We start from the raw sequence: 20,460 nt of genomic DNA on the forward strand, positions 1-20,460 counted from the left end.
CTAATCAATTTCGGTGCGAAGAGCTTGGAGTTCAAAAGAGTTCAGAACAAAAAGTTCAATCAAAAAAATCAGGGTAATCCCAACATCAAATAAATCAAGGTTCAGACAAATGAAAAACAGCATCACCGAAAACGAAATAGAAGAAATTGCCCTTGGCTATCTGCAAGGTTTGGGCTACGCCTATCAGTTGGGAACGGTCATTTCCCCAGATGGCGAGCACCCCGAAAGGCAATACAACGAAGTGGTGCTCACTACCCGTTTGCGTGCTGCCATTGACAAACTCAACCCTACCCTTTCGCAAGATGCCAAAGAAGATGCCCTGAAAAAAGTATTGCGTACCGAAAGCCCCAATGCCTTAATCAGCAACGAAAACTTTCACCGTTACCTGACGGATGGCGTAGATGTAGAAATGCGAACCGAAAGCGGTATTCGTGGCGAGAAAATTTATATCGTTGACTTTAAAAATCCCGAAAACAACGAGTTTTTAGCCGTCAATCAGTTTACGGTAATTGAAGGCAACCAAAACAAACGCCCCGATATTATCCTGTTTGTCAACGGCTTGCCTTTGGTAGTGATAGAACTCAAAAATCCCGTGGACGAAAACGCCAACCTGAAATCGGCATTCAACCAACTGCAAACCTACAAACAAGCCATTCCTTCGCTTTTCACTTACAACAGTTTGCTCATTATCAGCGATGGTTGGGATGCCCGTTGTGGCACCATTACCAGCGATTACGGCAGGTTTATGCGTTGGCGAACAAAGGACGGAAGAACCGAGGCATCGCACAATGACTTGGGAATGCAGATTTTGTTTGAAGGTATGCTGAACAAACACACGCTGTTGGATTTAATCCGCCACTTTATCGTCTTTGAAAAAAGCGACAGCAAAACACTCAAAAAAGTAGCTGCCTATCATCAGTATTATGCCGTAAACAAAGCCGTAGAAAGCACTGTAATCGCCAGCGGCAGCAATGGCGACAGACGTGGCGGTGTCATTTGGCACACACAAGGAAGCGGCAAAAGTTTGAGTATGGTTTTCTTTTCGGGCAAGCTCATTATTGAGCCGAGAATGGAAAACCCCACTTTGGTAATTTTGACAGACAGAAACGACCTTGACGAGCAATTGCACGAAACCTTTACCAATTGTCAGCAACTTTTAAGGCAAGAACCCCAAAAAGCCGAAGACCGAAAAGATTTAAGAAAATTATTAAAAGTAGCTTCGGGCGGTATCGTATTTACAACCATTCAGAAGTTTATGCCAATGCAAACCGACATTGTGCAAAATGAAAACCCGAATGTGGTCAATGAGCCAGCGGTAGAATATATCGGTGCAGACATACAGGCATTAAGCGAACGAAAAAATATTGTAGTCATAGCAGATGAAGCCCACAGAAGCCAATACGATTTTATTGATGGCTTTGCCAAACATTTGCGTGATGCTTTGCCCAATGCCACATTTATAGGTTTCACAGGCACACCCATAGAAACCACCGACAAAAACACCCAAGCCGTTTTCGGTAACTATGTGGATATTTATGACATTCAGCAAGCCGTAAACGATAAAGCTACCGTTCCGATTTTCTATGAGAGCCGATTGGCAAAAGTCCATTTTAACGAAGATGAAAAAGTAAGCATTGACGAAGCTTTTGAAGAACTCACCGAAGGCGAAGAACTGAGCAATCGCCAGCAAATGCGGGCAAAATGGACACGCTTGGAAGCCATAGTAGGCAACCCAAACCGACTTCAAAAAATTGCAGAAGATTTGGTCTATCACTTCGAGCAACGCAATGCAGTATTGGAAGGCAAAGCAATGATAGTGTGTATGAGCCGAAGAATTTGTGTGGAACTCTATGATGCTATTACCAAAATCCGCCCGCTTTGGCACTCAGACGATGACGACAAAGGCACGATAAAAGTGATTATGACGGGCAGCAGCAGTGATGCCCTGAATATGCAGCCCCACATTCGCAACAAGCCCAGAAGAAAAGCCATTGGCGACCGCCTGAAAAATCCGAACGACCCCTTAAAGTTGGTCATTGTTCGGGATATGTGGCTCACAGGATTTGATGCCCCTTGTTTGCATACGCTCTATGTGGACAAGCCCATGCGTGGGCATAACCTGATGCAAGCCATAGCACGGGTAAACCGAGTATTTACCGAAGGCAAAGAAGGCGGATTGGTGGTGGATTATTTGGGCATTGCACAAGAACTAAAAACTGCCTTAGCCGAATACACCGCAAGCGGTGGTGAAGGAAAACCGACCCTTGACCAGGAATTGGCAGTTGCCAAAATGTTGGAACTTCACGAAGCAATAGACTATCAGTTAAGGCATTTTGATTGGCGTAAATTTTTCAAGCTTACACCCGAAGAAAAACTAAGATTTATTCCTGTAATTGTAGATTACATTTTCAGTCAGGAAAACGGGGAGCAGAGTTTTACCGAAAACACCAAAAACTTATTGAAAGCCTTTGCTATTTCCGTTCCCCACGAAAAAGCGATGGCAATCCGTGATGATGTGGCATTATTTCAAGCCATCAAATCAAGGTTGGTAAAAATATCCGACCGAAACGAAGGCGGAAAGACGGACGAAGAAATGGAAACGGCTATCAAGCAAATCATTTCGGAAGCCATCACCGCCGACAATGTGATTGATATTTTTGATGCCGCAGGACTGAAAAAGCCCAATATTGAAATTTTGGACGAACGCTTTTTGCAAGAACTGAAAGACTTGCCGCAAAAGAATTTAGCCGTTGAGTTATTGAAAAAACTACTCAAGGACGAAATCAAGAAGCGGACAAAAATCAACTTGGTGGAAAGCAAGAAGTTTTCCGAAATGTTGGAAGATGCCATCAAACGCTACCACAATGGAATGATTGACACAGTAGAGTTTTTGGAAAAAGTCCTTATCCCCTTTGCCCAACAAATGAAAGAAGCTGATAAACGGGGTGAAAAATTGGGATTGGACTATCGCGAGTACGCTTTTTATACGGCTTTGGAAGTAAACAACAGTGCAGTTGCTATATTGGGTGACGACATTCTAAAACACATAGCCCAAGAACTTTTGAAAACAGTCCGCAATAGCACCACCATAGATTGGACAATTAAAGAAAGCGTACAATCGGCATTAAGACGAAACATCAGACGAATATTAAGACTACACGGTTATCCGCCAGACTTACAAGAAAAAGCAGTTGACACGGTAATCACCCAAGCGAAAATGTTAGCAGAAGACTTGGTGAAAAATGGAGATAAAAAAGAATAAGCCAACGCACCCAAACAGACACGAAATGACAACAAAACAGATGACAGAAAAAGAAGGGCGAAGGCATAACATCACCTATACGCAGGCAGGGGTTTAGCTTCGCTGATTTTCAATTCGTGCTTCATAGTACAGGAAAGTGATAAATTTAAAGTTCAGTTCTTCGTAGGAAGTTCAGTGGTTAAAAACCCTGCCTGCGTATAGGTGAGAACCGTCAATCTGTCTAAAAACCCATTAAAACACGCTTTACCAAGGCGATACAAGCCCGTAGCGAGACGCATATTTGGTGCGAATACTTTGAAAAGTATAAAATATCTTTGCTGTAAGTGGCTTAAAATTAGCCAAAAAGAGCAAAAAATAGATTTTTCTTAGCTTTTTGCTATCTTCGCAGGAGTTGATTTTTGGGCAGACTGACGTTATGAGAAATTTTTGCCCTCCACACTTGCAAATATCCATTGTGTAGTTTAACTTGATTCGTAACGAAGGGAACTTGTTCACCAACGTTTCCCATCAAGTTAAACGGACATTTGGCAGTGCGTAAAAACCCCGTTTTTATGACAATGCTCGCTGCGCTCACACTGTGTAAAGCTTGATTGTTATGCCTCATTGCCAAAAACAACCATATAAACTTAAAAACATGAAGAAGATTTTACTCTTTATTTTAATGACAATTCCATTTATTGGTTTTGGACAAAACTATACCTCCTATTTAACTGGCAATGCAACAGATACTGTTACCAACCCTATAGGAGGATTATGCCTTATGGGCGGAGCAACCGAGAATGACAATGCTATGAAATGGTTTCTTCAAAGAGCCAATGGAGGAGATATACTTGTATTAAGGACAACAGGCGCTGATGGCTATAATTCATATTTCTATTCCGGTTTAGAGGTTGCCGTAAATTCAGTTGAAACTATTGTTTGTCATAATGCTTCAGCAAGCACTGAACCTTATATTCTTCAAAAAATTCAAAAAGCAGAAGCTATTTGGTTTGCAGGTGGCAATCAATGGGATTACATAAGCTATTGGAGGGGCACACCAATTGATAATGCCATTAATCAAGCAATCCAACAAAGAAACATAGTTATAGGAGGAACAAGTGCAGGAATGGCCATACAAGGTAAATATTATTTTACAGCTAAAAATGGAACTATTACTTCTGCAAATGCTTTAGCTAATCCTTTCAATAATCGGGTAACTGTTGATTCAACACGGTTTATTAATAATTACTTTTTAAATAACACCATCACCGATACACATTTTGATAATCCTGACAGAAAAGGAAGGCTTGTTACTTTTCTTGCAAGAGTTTTCACCGACTATGGTGAGTATGCTAAAGCTATTGCTTGTGATGAATATACAGCAGTTTGTGTTGACACTAATGGTATAGCAAAGGTTTATGGAGGCTATCCTACTCATGATGATAATGCATATTTTATTCAGCCGAATTATGAGCTTTCTGTTAAATCACCCGAAAACTGCACAGCAGGAAATCCTTTAACTTGGAATTTAGGAGGAATAGCATTAAAAGCATACCAAATTAAAGGAGACAGTACGGGAAGCAAAACTTTTAATCTAAATACTTGGCAATCAGGCAATGGAGGAACCTGGTACAATTGGAGTGTTTCAGGTGGTGTTTTTTCTGAGCAGATGAGTACGCCAATGGATTATGTGCCTCTTTCACTCCAAAACACTTCAAGTTATGCTAATATTGAGATATTTCCAAACCCTACATCAGGTGAAATCACGATTCCAATTAATAAAAGCGACTATACATCTAATAATATTGAATTTTATAATAATCTTGGTCGGAGAATTTATGTAGCCACCTCTTTTTCTGATGATACCATTACAGTTGACTTAAGTTCTTTAAATAGTGGGTTGTATTTTATAAAAATAAAAGGAAGTAACGGTAAAAATTATATTGGTAAATTTATCAAAAATTAAAATAAACAAAGACATAACAGCGACTTGGCAAAAATGGTGGTTCAGGGGTTAAATCAAGCTTAAGGCAACCGTTACTTCACAGAGTAATTTTTAAAGTTTTTGAAACAACTTTATCCAAATAATATGTATCTTCGCAATATCTAAAAAAGGAATGATTATGGAACTTAAACAAGAAATAGTGCAAATAGTGGACAAGTTACCTAACGAAGTGTTAGGTGAACTTTTGCAATACCTTCGCCAAGTAGAAAAAACTACTGTAGAAAAAATGCGCCTTTCGTTAAACTTAAACACAATTTTGACCGAAGACCGTGAACTACTTGAAAAATTGGCGAAATGATAGACTATCAAGAAGTCCTTGGCATTCATCAAGTTTTGATACGAGAGTTTGGCGGTTCCCAAGGCGTGAGAGATGAAAACGGACTAAAATCGGCACTTAAACGACCTTTTAGCGGGTTTGGAGAAACTGAATTTTACCCAAACCCCGAAGAAAAAGCAGGTGCGATTTTGGAAAGCATAGTCAAAAATCACCCTTTTATAGACGGTAACAAAAGGACGGGCTACGTTTTGAGGCGTTTGGTTTTGATGAATTTTGGCAAAGACATACAATCAACACAAGACGAAAAGTACGACTTTGTTATCGCAGTAGCATCGGGACAACTTGACTTTCAAGAAATTGTAACTTGGATAAAACAACGAACTACGGACAAATAAAAATGCCTGCCTGTGTATAGCTGAAAACCATTATGAGAAATTTTTACCCTCCACACTTGCAAATGTACATTGTGTAGTTTAACTTGATAGGTAATGAAGGAAATTTGTTCACGAAGGTTTCCCATCAAGCTAAACAGACATTTGGCACTGCGTAAAACCCCGTTTTTACGACAACGCCCGGCTCACACTGCGTAAAGCTTGGTTTTGGCAGAAATTTCAACCGACACAGTTATAAAAAAACAAATAACAATGGCAAAAAATAAAAAGCTATCAACACTAACATTGGAAGAACTCTTCGCTGAAAAGAAGAAACGACAGGTAATACTAATGGGATTAGGAATTGCAATGCTTACAGCTTGTGGAATATTCGTTTTCCTTGCTATTAAAAATAAAAACTATGCGCTAATTGTAATTGCAAGCGGTTGCTTAATAACTTTACAGCCTTTAATCTCCAACCTTAATCAAGTCAAAAAGGAAATTCAAAAACGCGAGCAGAAGTAATTACAAAAATCAAAAATGTAAAAAAATTTTAATTTTTATCAAAATTATAAAATAAAACTTCTGTTCCAACTGCGGACAGAAAAAATACAAACGAATTGACAAAAAATACATTGGGGATCAACAAACCGCCAAAGAATTTATTGACAGAATCGGAGTAAACCACTACAAACCTAGCTTTTCGACCTATGTCATCACAATCTCTCTATCTACTGACCCACACCGCTGAAACACAACAACAACTTGCAAAAATCGAGGCTTTGTTGTTTTCTAACGAAACACCCAACCAGATACTGGCACTCAAACTCTTGGCAGGCGGCGGCGTGCCCAATCACTTTTGGTCGTATATGGTGGGGGTATTGTATGATGAGCAAAACCCCGACTTGATGAAGGCTGTTACGGAACTCATGTATACATACGACCAAGAAGAACTGGCTGATGCACTGGCAGATTTTGATTTTCAAAACAGCATCCATACAGAATGGTCGAAGCGTTTCAATATTGCCCTAGACTTTCTGGAGGCTGTCAACCACGAGCTATTTATCGATTTCCCTTTTCTGGAGCCGAAGCAAATTGCCAAAGCAATGCTGATTTGCCATAAGGAAGGGCTGCGTTACTGTTTCGAACACGAGGTGCTGCCCATCAAAACAATGCTCGAAATTTTTATGAGCGAAGGCACTCGCCTTGACCTGTCTTATCAGGGGCTTTTGTTTCTCCCCGATGAGATTGGCGAGTTTCCTTATCTCACCCATCTCAACATCTCCCACAACTTCATCCAAGAGTTGCCCGAGAGCCTTCAGCGGCTTACCAAGCTCGAAACGCTTTATCACACAGACACGCCCCTCAGCGCAGAGGCTATACGCTTTCTTGAGCACCACTTCCCCAAAATAGTGGCCGAAAGATATCACGACGAGGTCGTCTCCCGATTCCGCAGAGCCAACTATGACCAAGAAACCCAGCGCCTCATCGACCGTGTGTTGGCTCTCGCTCCCGACAACCCCACCTACTGGATTACCAAAGGGGCTGTATACGGCAACAGCGGAAACCCCCAACTCGGCCTCGAGGCCACCCTCAAAGCCACCCAAATAGCGCCTACGCCCGACAATATCGACACGATTCTCTTGGCTTGGAGCAATGTATCGGGGTTTTACCGCCGCCTTGGGCAAGACCACGCCTCCCTAGACGCTGCTCAGCAAGGGTTTGACCTGCTGGCACAATACCCGCAGCATACCCAATGGGAAGATGACCTCTACTTCCGAAAAGCACAGGCGCTCTACCACCTCGAACGCCTCGAAGACTCCCTACAGGTGTATACCGAAGGCCTAAAAAAATACCCCGATAGCAGCGGTATGCTCTACAATACGGCCTGTATCTACGCCCGCTGGCACGACAAACAAAAGATGCTACACTACCTCCAAAGCGCCATTGCCGAAAAAGGAGACCATAGAGCGGAAGCAACTAAAGACCCTGATTTCAGGGAGTATTGGCAGGATTCTGAGTTTTTGAGCCTTGTAGGAACCGCTATATCGGGAGATTGACCCCAAAGCGGGTCTACAACACAAGCTGCCCCTGTAGCCATACCGCCGAGGGCAGCAACCGCCCCTGTTGGTAGACAATCTCACGATAATCGCCACAGGCATAGGCCTGCATATCGGCCTGGTAGCCGGGAGCCAAACGACCAACGCCAGAAAGCCGCAAGGCCTGCGCAGCACGATACGTAAGGCCGGCCAACACTTCGGCAGTGCTCAGCTTTTGGTAACTGGCCAATACCGCAGCCTGCAACAAGAGCATCCCCATGGGGGCTGAGCCGGGGTTGTAGTCAGAGGCAATCGCCACACAAGCGCCCGCATCGAGCAGGCCACGCGCAGGGGCAAAAGGCTCCCCCAAGCCCATAGAAGCGCCCGGCAATACGACGGCCACCGTATCGCTATGTGCCAAAGCCTTGACCGCCGCCTCACCACTGGCCTCTAGGTGGTCTGCCGAAACAGCACCCAAACCTACAGCCAACTCCGCCCCCATGGCCGTAAACTGGTCGGCGTGTAGGGTGCAGTCAAAGCCCAGCGCTTGGGCTTTTTGTATAAAATCTTGGCTATCAGGCGCATCAAAGGCCGTTTTTTCGACAAATATATCTACCCGTCGTGCCAGCCCTTCTTCCCAAACCTTGGGCAGCAAATCGGCCAAAACCATCTCCAGATAGGCCCGATGATCTCCCTCAAAGTCGCGGGGCTTGATATGCGCCGCCAAACACGTGGGCACCAGACGTTGTGGGGTGTTGTGCTGTGCCTTGCCGATAGCCCGCAACATCTTCAGCTCCTCTGTAAGGCTCAACCCATAGCCGCTCTTGACCTCTACCGTCCCGATGCCTTGCTTGAGCAATTGGGCTAGCCGTGTCAACATCTGGTCTGTGAGGTCTTCTTGACTTGCTTTGCGGGTCTGTTGTACCGTACTCCAGATACCGCCTCCGGCTTGAGCTATTTCGAGATAGCTCTGCCCGGCATTGCGTGCCGCAAAATCCATTGCCCTGCTGCCCGCATAGCAGATGTGCGTATGGCAGTCAACAAAAGCAGGCAGCAGCACCCAATCAGCGGGAACTGTCGTCAGCTCGGCTTGAGGATATTGTGCCAAAATAGCGGCTGACGACCCCGCCACCACCACACGGCCATTGTTGTCCAATACAATAGCGCCGTTTTCAATGGGTGCCAACGACGTATCCGATAGTGCTCCCTTTAGCGGAAGTTCCGCAAGGGTGAGTATTTGGGAAAAACCACTGATTATTCTCATCCAAAAGTATGTTTGTTGTTGATGGCCTTGGCCTTGTAGCCCCTCCCCAAGGAAGCAGACAGAGCAACGCCAAGATTGGTTTGCTCGATGCAAAAGGACGCTTGCGTACCAGTTTCTCCAAACAGCCACCTACTGAATACATCAAGTGTACCGAATGGACTTGACGCAAAAACCCTAAAGCAACGCCCAATATACGCTTTTTGGTGTAGACTATAAAAACTTCTCTTCAAACTTCAAATCCTTGGCACGCTACCAGACATTTTTCAAATCCCGCCGTTTAAACTGGGTCTTGTCTAAAAAAAACACCAAAAAGCTTGCATAATCAAAAAAAGCGCTACATTTGCTCCAATAAAGCCCTTGTATAAAAAGTGAGACACCCTAATCCATATTGGTTCCAATGCCTCAAGCCTGCCTGTAAGCAGAGCCTGTGTTTGTATTTGGCCTTATTGATGACAGGGGTGCTGGGTTATCATACCATCCAAAAGACGGGGCTATGGCAGCTACTGCCTGCCGAAGCTTCTAAAGAAGAACGCAAGTTAGAAAAAGAAGGGGGCGAAGTACAAGAACAGCTAGGTACTCAAAAAGCCAAGATACTCAAAAAAAGCAGTCCTCCTTTTCTGCCCAAACTATTTCTCCAACCCGGCCAAGCCTCGCATACTTTGGTCTGGTATTGTCGGCTGTTGGGGGGCGCAGCTACCACTCTGGCGGTGGGGTTTGCTTTCTGGGCCAATAGAACGCCGCGTTATATCGCGTTTCACTCCCTTATTTTTTACGAATCATAAGCTTTTTGGTGTAAACATCTGTCGGCCTGTGGGGCTGCTGGATGCTTGAGTTTTGCGTCGCATCTTCGCAGGAGATGTCGGCGGAAGCATTGCTTTTTTACATTCAAAGACAAACTTATGAAACAATTATTGCTTGCCGGCGCAGCGTGTTTACTGATGCTTGGCGCGGGCTGTGAGCAGGCCTCACATTCCGAAAAAGAGGCTACTTTTTTGGCTACTCGGCCTGTTGAGAAAGATACGACCGTCTTCAAGACTTATGTATGTCAGGTTCGCGCATACCAACACATAGAGCTACGGGCGCTCGAAAAAGGATACTTGCAAGAGATTTATGTAGACGAAGGTCGGAGCATCCAACAAGGTCAGCTGATGTTTCGCCTCAACCCGTTGATTTATAACGCCGAAGTACAAAAAGTGGCTGCCGAAGTACGTTTTGTGGAGGTAGAGTACCTCAATACCAAGCAGTTGGCCGATCAAAACATTGTGTCGCCCAGTGAGCTGGCGCTAGCCAAGGCCAAACTTGACAAGGCCAAGGCTGATTTGGCGCTGGCACAAACACACCTCCAATTTACCGAAATAAGAGCGCCTTTTAGCGGAATGATGGGGCGCTTTCAGGTGCGACTAGGAAGCTTGTTGAGCGAAGGCGAGCTGCTGACGACCCTCTCCGACAACAGCAAGATTTGGGTGTACTTCAATGTACCCGAGGCCGAATACCTCGACTTTGTGGCCAATGAGGCACAAGGTAAACTCCCTCAAGTTAGTTTACAAATGGCCAATGGACGGCTGTTTGAACAAAAAGGAACAGTAGAAACCATCGAGGCCGATTTCAACAACGAAACGGGCAATATTGCTTTTAGAGCTACTTTTGACAATCCCAAACGCCTCCTCCGACACGGTGAAACTGGTAATATCCTGATGCCGGTAGCCCTGAAGGGCGCACTCCTGATACCCCAACAAGCCAGCTTTGAGGTATTGGGTAAGCGCTATGTCTTTGTGATTGATCCTCAAGGTGTGGTACAGATGCGTGAAATTATGACGGGAGCCGAAATGCCTCACCTGCTCGTAGTTACGAAAGGACTAACAGCCGCCGACAATATCCTAGTCGAAGGACTGCGCAAGGTCAAAAACGGCGACAAAGTCCACTACCAGCTACGCAGCTTGGATGCCTTGCTTGCTCAACTTACCCAATTACACGCCGAATAATTCCCTAAAGCTATGTTTTCCAAATTCATTCATAGGCCGGTATTGGCCATGGCGATGTCTATTGCCTTAGTTTTTCTGGGCTTTTTGGCGATGTATACCTTGCCCGTTTCTCAGTTTCCGGAGATTGCCCCGCCCAGGGTGTCTATCTTCATTGATTACCCCGGAGCCAGCGCCGATGTCTTGGTACAGTCTACCCTCATTCCGCTGGAGCGGGCCATCAATGGCGTACAGGGGATGCAATATATCATCTCAGACGCAACCAGCGCCGGAGAAGCTACCATACAGGTTGTTTTTGAGCCGGGAACGGACCCCAACGCGGCAGTGGTCAATGTCAAAACCCGCGTCGATCAGGTGATGAACAACCTCCCGCCCTTGGTACAGCGCGAAGGGGTAATTATCACACCCATACAGCCGAGTATGCTGATGTATGTCAATTTGTATAGCAAAGACCAAGGGGCAGACGAGAAGTTTTTGTTCAACTATGCCTATGTCAATATTTTGCCGGAACTACAACGCATCAAGGGGATGGGCAGAGCCCAAATACTGGGCAGCCGGCAGTTTGCCATGCGTATTTGGCTCAAGCCTGACCGTATGCGTGCCTACAATGTATCGACTGAAGAGGTGATGCACGCCCTAGAGGAGCAGAGTGTGATAGGCCGCCCGGGTAGGCTGGGGCAAAGCTCCGGCAAAACAGCCCAGTCGCTAGAGTATGTATTGATTTATAAGGGGCGTTTTAATAAGGCTGAAGAATACGAAGACATCATCATCCGTGCCAATGCTGAGGGCGAAATCCTCAAACTCAAAGATGTGGCCAGCGCCGAGCTGGGTAGCGAGTTTGTCAATATCTACTCCAACAAAGACGGCTATCCCTCGGCTTCAATGGTGCTCAAGCAAAACATCGGCAGCAATGCCCAAGAGGTGATTGCCACTGTCAAAGCGAAGCTCCAAGAGCTCAAAAAAGACTTCCCCCCGGGGATGGAATATGAGATTAGCTATGATGTGTCCAAGTTTGTGGATGCTTCTGTAGACAAGGTGCTACATACGCTGATAGAGGCTTTTGTGTTGGTGGCCTTGGTGGTGTTTTTGTTCTTGGGAGATATACGCTCTACCCTGATTCCGATTATTGCCGTACCGGTTTCGTTGATTGGCGCATTTTTGTTTATGCAGCTTTTCGGCCTAACCATCAATCTCATCACCTTATTTGCCTTGGTATTGGCCATCGGCATCGTAGTGGATGATGCGATAGTAGTGGTAGAGGCCGTTCACGAGAAAATGGCCACAGCACACCTATCGCCCTATCGGGCCGTAAAAGAAGTCTTGGGCGAAATCAGCGGAGCCATCATCGCCATCACCCTTGTGATGGTGTCGGTGTTTGTGCCTATTGCCTTTATGCCCGGCCCTGTGGGCGTATTTTACCGGCAGTTTTCGATTACGATGGCCAGCGCCATTGTTATTTCGGGAATAGTGGCGCTTACGCTTACGCCCGTGTTGTCGGCTATGATTCTCAAAAACACCCACAACAAACCCCGCCGCAAATCACCCGTACAGTGGTTCTTGGATTGGTTCAACCGTAATTTTGAACACCTAACGGGGCGCTATACCTCCTTGTTGGGGCTGATTGTCAACCGCAGACTCATTACCTTCGGGCTATTGTTGGCCTTTTGTGTGGGCGTATATACAGTCAATGAGCACCTACCCGCCGGATTTATCCCCAACGAAGACCAAGGCATGCTCTATGCCATCATCCAAACCCCTCCGGGCGCTACCCTAGAACGCACCAATGAGGTTTCGCAAAAACTCCAAAAAATCGCCGAGTCAATCGAAGGCATCCATTCGGTTACATCCTTAGCCGGCTACGAAATCCTGACCGAGGGGCGTGGTTCCAATGCCGGTACTTGTTTGATCAACCTCAAAGACTGGCAAGAACGTCATCAGTCGGTACACGAAATCATAGAAGCACTAGAAGAAAAAACAGCCAACCTAGGGGCTGTCATCGAGTTTTTTGAGCCTCCGGCAGTGCCCGGATATGGCTCTTCGGACGGGTTTTCGCTGCGGATGATTGACAAAAGCCCTACAGTAGACTATCAGGAGTTTGACAAGGTCAATACCCAGTTTATGCAAGCCCTACAAAAGCGCAAAGAACTCAGTGGTTTGTTTACGTTTTATGCGGCCAATTACCCACAATATGAGCTGATTATAGACAATCAGGCCGCCATGCAAAAGGGGGTTTCTATTGGCAGAGCCATGGAAAATCTCGATATCCTCATCGGCAGCAGCTACGAGCAAGGCTTCACCCGCTTCAACAACTTTTTTAAGGTATATACCCAAGCAGCTCCCGAATATCGCCGGCTGCCGGCAGATTTGCTGGACTTGTTCATCAAGAACGATCAGGGGGAAATGGTGCCTTATTCTTCGTTTATGAAGCTCAAAAAAACCCAAGGACCCAACGAAATCACCCGCTTCAATCTCTACACCTCGTCTTCTATCAGGGGTGTGCCGGCGCCTGGCTATACTTCGGGCGAGGCCATCAAGGCTATCCAAGAGGTAGCCGCCCAGACCCTACCCCAAGGCTATGACATTGCTTGGGAAGGACTCTCGTATGACGAAGCCCGCAGGGGCGCAGAGGCCTTTTACATCTTTGCTGTGGTGCTGATATTTGTATACTTGGTGCTCTCTGCCCAATACGAGAGCTTTATCATCCCCTTGGCCGTGTTGCTGTCTCTCCCTCCCGGGGTGTTTGGGTCTTTTCTGCTGCTCAAGGCTATGGGCCTGGCCAATGACATCTACGCACAAATAGGGCTGATTATGTTGATAGGTTTGCTAGGCAAAAACGCCGTGCTGATTGTAGAGTTTGCCGTACAGCGCCAACAACAGGGTTTGAGCGTGCGTGAGGCGGCTATCGAAGGGGCTAAGATGCGCTTCAGGCCTATCCTGATGACCTCCTTCGCCTTTATTGCCGGGCTGATTCCGCTGGTAAGGGCTACCGGTGCTGGCGCTGTCGGCAACCAAACCATCGGCGCTTCGGCCTTGGGCGGAATGCTCTTCGGAACACTGTTCGGAGTCGTGATTGTGCCCGGGCTGTATTATGTGTTTGGTAAATTGGCCGAAGGCCGCCAACTCATCCGCGACGAAGACCACACCCCGCTCTCAGAAGAATTTGTTCAACAACATGAGCCCACAGTAGCGAGCCAAAAAAGCTACTTGACATTGTTCATCAAAAAAATATTCAAAAATGAGTCCTAAATCTCTCTCCCGTATACTGCTCTGGAGCAGCTTGCTGCTGTTGAGTGCCTGTTTGCCTAGCCTCCCCACAGGCAAGCCAAAGGACTTGGCACTCCCATCACAGTTTGATACACAAGCCCCCGCCGATACCAATAGTGTGGCCTACCAACATTGGAGTCATTATTTTGACGATCCACACCTCCATACACTCATCGAAGAAGCCCTCCAACACAACCAAGAGCTACACATTGCGCTACAAGAGATTGCCATCAGGCAAAATGAAGTATTGGCGCGCCAAGGGGAATACCAGCCTAATTTGGGGCTGCAAATAGGGCTGGGGCTAGACAAACCCGGGCGATATACCCGCGCCGGAGCGCTAGAAGAAAACCTAGAAGTAGCCCCCGGGCGGCGATTCCCAAGCCCCCTGGCCGACTTGAGCGTGGCGGCAGTAGCCTCTTGGGAAGTAGATATCTGGCAAAAACTCCGCAAAGCCAAAAAATCAGCCGTTTTGAAATATCTGGCCACCATAGAAGGAAGACATTTTATGGTTACCAACCTAGTAGCCGAAGTAGCCGCTAGCTATTACGAATTGCTGGCGCTAGACAATCTCCTGCTGATCATCCAGCAAAATACCGAGCTACAGCGGGCGGTATTGGAGATTGTACAGAAAGAAAAAGACAATGCCAAGGCCACCCAACTGGCCGTCAACCGCTTTGAGGCACAGTGGCTCAATACCCAGAACCTACAGTTTGAGGTCAAACAACAAATCGTTGCTACCGAAAACCGCCTCAACTGGCTTCTAGGGCGCTTTCCACAGCCCATCGAGCGAGATGCTACACGCTTTTTTGATATCGATGCCGACAGCATACAGACCGGCCTGCCCCTACAACTGCTGGCCAACCGTGCCGATATCCGTCAGGCTGAGCTGGCTCTACAAGCCTCTCACCTAGAGCTTGAGGTAGCTCGCGCCAACTTCTACCCTGCCCTGCGCCTGAACGCAGGCCTAGGCACAAACGCATTCAGCCCCGAGCGGCTGCTCGACCCACACTCAGTCTTGTATGGCCTCGGAGGCGAATTGATTGCCCCCTTGCTCAACCGAAAAACCATCGCCACACAATACCGCAACGCAAACGCCCAACAACAACAAGCCCTGTATCGCTACGAACAAACCCTATTGACAGCGCATATGGAGGTTTTGAACCAATGGGCCAAGATAGAAAACTACCGACAGAGCTATCAGACCAAAAAACAGGAAGTAGCTCTGCTTACACAGTCTGTAGAAGTAGCCAATAACTTATACCGTGCTGCCCGTGCAGACTACATGGAAGTGCTCCTCACCCAAAGGGAAGCCCTCAACGAAAAAATAGAATTGGTAGAAACCAAGGCCAAACTATTGGCCGGGAAAGTAACGATTTACAAAGCCCTAGGAGGGGGATGGCGATAAGGGTCTGACACGCCACTGGATATTTTCTAAAAAAACGAAATATGGCTTCTTCCTTTACACCCAAACATCTGTCAAGAACAGAGGGCAAAATAAGCACAACAACGACGAAAGCCAACAATATCCAGTGGCGTGATACCCTTGCTTTCATTGCTTCGCTTTGAAGCCCGCCTTCGGAAGATTGCAAGCAGCGAGGGTAGTTGCCCCTGCAGGGGGCTGATGTTTATAGCCAAACGATAGGCAAGACATTCGTCCTCAATACCTTGATGTGCTATAAACATACCATCCCCTCCGGGATGTAAGCCGAACCACTACACCAAATGCCAAAATACCACTACCATTGATGTAGACTTAGTAACTTATGAGCTCAATATTATACCCCAAAAATAAGGTCTCAGCTTGTCTCGGAGTTTCAGCTCCGAGCTACTTTTCCAAAAATGTACAGTGGTGTGGTTGATAATACATATACCGAAGCCACCCCAAGGATTTGAGGTGGCTTTTTGGTTCCAAAATTACGTGTCTGCATCCCACACAAAACACTAATAATCAATAGATTATCAGACTTAATAAGTACTTCATATTTTCTATTGCCCTCAATACGCTACCTTCAAAGCCCCCCCAAGGCCATATATTTGATTTGCAAGTACTCTTCCAGTCCTTCGCGTGCGCCCTCACGCCCCAATCCGGAATGTTTGATACCTCCAAAAGGTGCTACCGCAGTAGATACCAAACCCGTGTTGACTCCTACCATACCATATTCGAGTGCTTCGGCCACGCGCCAAACACGCCCAATGTCTCGCCCATAGAAGTATGCAGCCAATCCATAGGGAGTGCTGTTGGCCAACGAGATGGCCTCTTCCTCTGTTCGGAAGCGGTATATGGGCGCTACGGGGCCAAATATTTCCTCTTGGCTCAACAACATAGCAGGCTTGGCCTCTGTCAAGACGGTAGGCTCAAAAAATGTCCCTCCTAGTGCGTGGGGTTTGCCCCCCAACACAATGTGTGCTCCTTTCGCCTGCGCATCTGCCAACAGGCCTTTGACCTTTTCTAAGGCACGAGGATTGATGAGCGGCCCTATATCTACTTGTGGCTCATCGCCTTGCCCCACTTGTAAGAAGCTGACGGCTTGAGAGAATTTTTCTACAAAAGACTCATAAACAGCATCTTGAACCAATATCCTATTGGCACAAACACAGGTCTGGCCTCCATTACGGTATTTGGCGACAATAGCGCCTTCTACAGCGGCGTTGAGGTCGGCATCATCAAAGACAATAAAAGGCGCATTGCCGCCTAGCTCTAGCGAAAGCCGCTTTAGACCATCAGCTGATTGTTGCATCAATCGCTTGCCCACTGCCGTAGAACCAGTAAATGACAATTTGCGTACGGTAGGATGTGTACAAAAAAGCAAGCCCAACATAGGGGCATCCAAGCCTGTAACGACATTGAGCACTCCGGGGGGAATACCTGCCATCTCGGCCAATTTGGCCAAAGCCAAAGCTGTCAGCGGAGTTTCTTCTGAGGGCTTCAGCACGACAGTACAGCCGGCAGCCAGCGCCGGAGCCAATTTGCGCGTAATCATCGCCAGCGGGAAGTTCCAAGGAGTAATGGCTGCCACCACTCCTACCGGTTGTTTGATAACCATCAGCCTGCGGTCGGGTGACTCTGTCGGGATGAGTGTGCCATAGCTGCGCCGCGCCTCTTCGGCAAACCACCGCACAAAGGAGTTGCCATAGGCTACTTCGCCGCGTGCTTCAGCCAAGGGCTTGCCTTGCTCAGCGGTAATCAACTCCGCCAACACCTCTGCATGGGCGCGTATCAACTCATACCAACGCCAAAGCAAGTCAGCCCGCACAATGGCCGTCTGTTTGCGCCAAAGCTCGAAAGCCTGGGCTGCGGCTTCGATAGCTTCTTGGGCCTCAATTGTCCCCATATCGGGGACCTGTGCTAATGATTTTCCGTTAGCCGGATTGTTTACGCCAAAAGTCTTGCCTTCGGGATGGCCTACCCACTGACCGTCGATGTAAGCCAAGGCCGGAGAAATGAGATTGAGATTTGTCATTGCAATCAATTATTGTTAAATTGGTCAGATATTACGCTTGTAAGTATTTAGCTTGTAGTGAATCATTTTTCAGTGGAATACATCATTAAAAAGTTGAATATTTGTAAATAAACACCAAATTCTTCCGTAACACAGGGATTAACTACTGGCGATAGTTTTGCAAGCCCAGCCTCAAGGAAATTGATACTGCTAATCACACTCAAAGCAGTATAGCGTTCTTTTATCTGTACTTTCCTCACTGCCCAACCCTTTCAGTATAACCCCACGGAAAATAGTCTTTCAATTACAACGACACTGCATAGCAACAAAACCTATCAGATATATGAATAAATATTGGAGCAAAAAACATCAATCTTGTATATCTTGTGGTACTACCGAGATCAAACATCGTGCGCGGGGGCTGTGCCAGCTGTGCTATCTCAAGGCTTACCGGCAGGGCAGTCTTCCCCTCAACGAAGGAATTCCCCTCATTAGTGAAGCAGATTTACGCCACTATTACTGTGATAGCCAAATGAGCCTAGCCGAAATCGCGGCGATGTACCACACCAACCGCACAACAGTTTATAACTACTTGATTCGCTATAGTATTCCACCCCGCGACAAGCGCCAAGCCCACCTATTGGCCGTTATTAAAGGCAAAACAGCTCTCACCAACACCAATGCCGAAATTTTACGCCAAGCGGCCCTCAAAACCGCCGATGACTGGATGTATCACAATCAGGCTATCGGGACACTCCCTTCGCTGCGGACTATTGTAGCGCAGGCCGCCGATACCGAAATATACCTCACCAAAGCTACCAATCAACAAGGCTTGCTTTTCTTGGTTCGAGAACAACAGCTGCAAGCCATATTGCCCTGTGAAAATGCCAAAAAAACCATTCAAACCCAAACCTCTGCCTATAATTTTGACCGAGTGTATGTGCTCGTTACTGCTAACGAACGACGCGCCATCGGCCTACAAGCCTACTACGAACGCCGTATGAGCTCCCAACATAAGATGAGCGCTTATGAATGACTTGTTTCAAGCCCAACTATTAAGTACCTTTGCTTCACCAAGCCAAAACAATTGATACTATGCAACTAAAAGTAGGCGACAAAGCCCCCCTTTTTGAAGCGAAAAACCAAAATGGCGAGCCCATATCCCTAGCTGATTTTATAGGCCAAAAGATAGTGCTTTATTTTTATCCCAAAGACAATACCAAAGGCTGTACTGCTCAAGCTTGCAACCTGCGCGACAACTACGCCAGCTTACAGGCCGCCGGATACCAAGTCATCGGGGTAAGCCCCGATGACGAAAAGTCTCACCAAAAATTTATCGATAAATACGAACTGCCTTTCCCGCTAATAGCAGATACCGACCAAGCCGTAGCTCAAGCCTATGGTGTTTGGCAAGAAAAACAAATGTATGGCAAGACTTATATGGGGATTGTCCGTACTACATTTGTCATTGATGAAAATGGTGTCATCACCCAGATTATCAACAAGGTAAAAACTGCCGACCATAGCGCCCAAATTTTGATTTAACGCCTGATTGCCCAGTGCTCTAGTCAATGAAAAATGATTTAGGAGATGTATGGTCAAAAATCATTGAGAATCAGGCAAATCCTCAAATCAAATAAATCTTGGTATAATTTTGACTTTTGTAAATATTTTATGGAAACAGAAGAATTGGAGCGCATTGCTTCCCAAGTACGCCGCGATATTGTGCGTATGGTTCATCAAGTACAATCCGGCCACCCCGGCGGCTCTCTAGGTTGTACAGAGCTGCTAGTGGCCTTGTATTTTAAAGTAATGCGCTACGAGCTGCCTTTTACGATGGAGGGCGAGGGTGAGGACTTGTTTTTCTTGTCCAATGGCCATATTTCCCCCGTTTGGTATAGCGTGTTGGCGCGTGCAGGCTTTTTTGATATCAAAGAACTGGCTACTTTCCGCCATATCAACTCCCGCCTTCAAGGACACCCTACCACACACGAAGGGCTTGAGGGTATCCGTATCGCTTCAGGCTCCTTAGGACAAGGGCTTTCGGCTGCTATCGGCGCGGCTCAAGCCAAAACCCTGCGCAACGACGACGGGCTAGTGTATGTGCTGATGGGTGATGGAGAACAGCAAGAAGGTCAAATATGGGAGGCTGCTATGTATGCCGCTCACCATAAGGTAGACAACCTCATTGCTATCATCGACTACAACGGCCAGCAGATAGATGGCCCTACCAGTGAAGTGATGGATTTGCAAGACCTTTCGGCCAAATGGAAGGCTTTTGGTTGGAATGTTATTGACATCACCCAAGGTAACGATATGAAAGAAGTGCTCAAAACACTTATTCACGCCCGAAGCCTATCCAAAAAAGAAAAGCCTATCCTCGTAATGCTGCATACCGAAATGGGTTATGGTATTGATTTTATGGTAGGCACACACAAGTGGCACGGCATCGCACCCAATGATGAGCAGCTTGCCCAAGCCCTAGACCAACTAGAAGAGACCTTGGGCGACTATTAGCCCCCAGGGTACATATATTTCCGCAGGAGTCTCCCCATTTTTTTGGGGTGGCTTTTTTATTGT

16 protein-coding genes are annotated in these 20,460 nt (G+C 46.6%); 14 read left to right on the plus strand and 2 right to left on the minus strand.

The window, feature by feature from the left end:
* The first annotated feature begins 109 nt into the window (after window positions 1-109).
* The 6 genes from G499_RS0113625 (at window position 110) to G499_RS0113650 (ending at window position 7,954) form a co-directional block, all read left to right on the plus strand.
* The gene (locus tag G499_RS0113625) at window positions 110-3,262 is read left to right on the plus strand and encodes a type I restriction endonuclease subunit R (RefSeq protein ID WP_027000401.1); all 3,153 of its coding nucleotides are present in this window, start codon (window positions 110-112) and stop codon (window positions 3,260-3,262) included.
* A 634-nt stretch (window positions 3,263-3,896) separates the two neighbouring features.
* Window positions 3,897-5,207 carry a T9SS type A sorting domain-containing protein gene (locus G499_RS20065; RefSeq protein ID WP_051296261.1) on the plus strand — a complete coding sequence of 437 codons (1,311 nt, stop codon included), beginning with the start codon at window positions 3,897-3,899 and terminating at the stop codon, window positions 5,205-5,207.
* A gap of 157 nt (window positions 5,208-5,364) precedes the next feature.
* The gene (locus G499_RS0113635) at window positions 5,365-5,544 is read left to right on the plus strand and encodes a hypothetical protein (RefSeq protein WP_027000402.1); all 180 of its coding nucleotides are present in this window, start codon (window positions 5,365-5,367) and stop codon (window positions 5,542-5,544) included.
* Complete coding sequence (locus G499_RS0113640; protein WP_027000403.1) at window positions 5,541-5,918, plus strand: type II toxin-antitoxin system death-on-curing family toxin; 378 nt, start codon at window positions 5,541-5,543, stop codon at window positions 5,916-5,918. The genes G499_RS0113635 and G499_RS0113640 overlap by 4 nt, the downstream gene beginning before the upstream one ends.
* Window positions 5,919-6,122: 204 nt before the next feature.
* Window positions 6,123-6,419, plus strand: coding sequence for a hypothetical protein (locus G499_RS0113645; RefSeq protein ID WP_154658460.1), 297 nt, complete (start codon window positions 6,123-6,125; stop codon window positions 6,417-6,419).
* Between the two features lie 185 nt (window positions 6,420-6,604).
* Window positions 6,605-7,954, plus strand: coding sequence for a tetratricopeptide repeat protein (locus tag G499_RS0113650; protein WP_027000405.1), 1,350 nt, complete (start codon window positions 6,605-6,607; stop codon window positions 7,952-7,954).
* A gap of 13 nt (window positions 7,955-7,967) precedes the next feature.
* Here G499_RS0113650 and hutI read toward each other — a convergent pair whose 3' ends face one another.
* Window positions 7,968-9,197, minus strand: a complete 1,230-nt coding sequence (hutI, locus tag G499_RS0113655; protein WP_027000406.1) for an imidazolonepropionase — start codon at window positions 9,195-9,197, stop codon at window positions 7,968-7,970.
* 8 nt (window positions 9,198-9,205) lie between these two features.
* Here hutI and G499_RS21875 point away from each other — a divergent pair, with 8 nt between their 5' ends.
* The 5 genes from G499_RS21875 to G499_RS0113680 all read left to right on the plus strand — a co-directional run bounded on the left by G499_RS21875 (window position 9,206) and on the right by G499_RS0113680 (window position 15,845).
* Window positions 9,206-9,361, plus strand: coding sequence for a hypothetical protein (locus G499_RS21875; RefSeq protein ID WP_154658461.1), 156 nt, complete (start codon window positions 9,206-9,208; stop codon window positions 9,359-9,361).
* A 204-nt stretch (window positions 9,362-9,565) separates the two neighbouring features.
* Complete coding sequence (locus G499_RS0113665) at window positions 9,566-9,979, plus strand: hypothetical protein (protein ID WP_154658462.1); 414 nt, start codon at window positions 9,566-9,568, stop codon at window positions 9,977-9,979.
* 117 nt (window positions 9,980-10,096) lie between these two features.
* A complete protein-coding gene (locus tag G499_RS0113670) occupies window positions 10,097-11,179 on the plus strand; it encodes an efflux RND transporter periplasmic adaptor subunit (RefSeq protein ID WP_027000408.1) in 1,083 nt (360 codons plus the stop codon).
* Between the two features lie 12 nt (window positions 11,180-11,191).
* Window positions 11,192-14,422, plus strand: coding sequence for an efflux RND transporter permease subunit (locus tag G499_RS0113675; RefSeq protein WP_027000409.1), 3,231 nt, complete (start codon window positions 11,192-11,194; stop codon window positions 14,420-14,422).
* The gene (locus G499_RS0113680; RefSeq protein WP_027000410.1) at window positions 14,412-15,845 is read left to right on the plus strand and encodes an efflux transporter outer membrane subunit; all 1,434 of its coding nucleotides are present in this window, start codon (window positions 14,412-14,414) and stop codon (window positions 15,843-15,845) included. The genes G499_RS0113675 and G499_RS0113680 overlap by 11 nt, the downstream gene beginning before the upstream one ends.
* A gap of 604 nt (window positions 15,846-16,449) precedes the next feature.
* Here the strand turns inward: G499_RS0113680 and G499_RS0113685 are convergent.
* Window positions 16,450-17,901, minus strand: a complete 1,452-nt coding sequence (locus G499_RS0113685) for an NAD-dependent succinate-semialdehyde dehydrogenase (RefSeq protein ID WP_027000411.1) — start codon at window positions 17,899-17,901, stop codon at window positions 16,450-16,452.
* 322 nt (window positions 17,902-18,223) lie between these two features.
* Here G499_RS0113685 and G499_RS0113690 point away from each other — a divergent pair, with 322 nt between their 5' ends.
* From G499_RS0113690 to G499_RS0113700, 3 genes are all read left to right on the plus strand, one after another.
* A complete protein-coding gene (locus tag G499_RS0113690) occupies window positions 18,224-18,916 on the plus strand; it encodes a hypothetical protein (protein WP_027000412.1) in 693 nt (230 codons plus the stop codon).
* Between the two features lie 59 nt (window positions 18,917-18,975).
* Window positions 18,976-19,425 carry a thioredoxin-dependent thiol peroxidase gene (bcp, locus tag G499_RS0113695; RefSeq protein WP_027000413.1) on the plus strand — a complete coding sequence of 150 codons (450 nt, stop codon included), beginning with the start codon at window positions 18,976-18,978 and terminating at the stop codon, window positions 19,423-19,425.
* A gap of 129 nt (window positions 19,426-19,554) precedes the next feature.
* Window positions 19,555-20,397: a transketolase gene (locus tag G499_RS0113700; protein WP_027000414.1), complete on the plus strand. Its 843-nt coding sequence runs from the start codon at window positions 19,555-19,557 to the stop codon at window positions 20,395-20,397.
* The last annotated feature ends 63 nt before the right edge of the window (window positions 20,398-20,460 follow it).

This window comes from Eisenibacter elegans DSM 3317, assembly GCF_000430505.1.
Lineage (GTDB): Bacteria > Bacteroidota > Bacteroidia > Cytophagales > Microscillaceae > Eisenibacter > Eisenibacter elegans.

Coding starts and splice junctions, on each gene's coding strand:
- G499_RS0113650 (WP_027000405.1), top strand. CDS start 6,605: ATGTCATCACAATCTCTCTATCTACTGACCCACACCGCTGAAACACAA.
- G499_RS0113625 (WP_027000401.1), top strand. CDS start 110: ATGAAAAACAGCATCACCGAAAACGAAATAGAAGAAATTGCCCTTGGC.
- G499_RS0113700 (WP_027000414.1), top strand. CDS start 19,555: ATGGAAACAGAAGAATTGGAGCGCATTGCTTCCCAAGTACGCCGCGAT.
- G499_RS0113690 (WP_027000412.1), top strand. CDS start 18,224: ATGAATAAATATTGGAGCAAAAAACATCAATCTTGTATATCTTGTGGT.
- bcp (WP_027000413.1), top strand. CDS start 18,976: ATGCAACTAAAAGTAGGCGACAAAGCCCCCCTTTTTGAAGCGAAAAAC.
- G499_RS21875 (WP_154658461.1), top strand. CDS start 9,206: ATGTTTGTTGTTGATGGCCTTGGCCTTGTAGCCCCTCCCCAAGGAAGC.
- G499_RS0113680 (WP_027000410.1), top strand. CDS start 14,412: ATGAGTCCTAAATCTCTCTCCCGTATACTGCTCTGGAGCAGCTTGCTG.
- G499_RS0113670 (WP_027000408.1), top strand. CDS start 10,097: ATGAAACAATTATTGCTTGCCGGCGCAGCGTGTTTACTGATGCTTGGC.
- G499_RS20065 (WP_051296261.1), top strand. CDS start 3,897: ATGAAGAAGATTTTACTCTTTATTTTAATGACAATTCCATTTATTGGT.
- G499_RS0113685 (WP_027000411.1), bottom strand. CDS start 17,901: ATGACAAATCTCAATCTCATTTCTCCGGCCTTGGCTTACATCGACGGT.
- G499_RS0113640 (WP_027000403.1), top strand. CDS start 5,541: ATGATAGACTATCAAGAAGTCCTTGGCATTCATCAAGTTTTGATACGA.
- G499_RS0113675 (WP_027000409.1), top strand. CDS start 11,192: ATGTTTTCCAAATTCATTCATAGGCCGGTATTGGCCATGGCGATGTCT.
- hutI (WP_027000406.1), bottom strand. CDS start 9,197: ATGAGAATAATCAGTGGTTTTTCCCAAATACTCACCCTTGCGGAACTT.
- G499_RS0113635 (WP_027000402.1), top strand. CDS start 5,365: ATGGAACTTAAACAAGAAATAGTGCAAATAGTGGACAAGTTACCTAAC.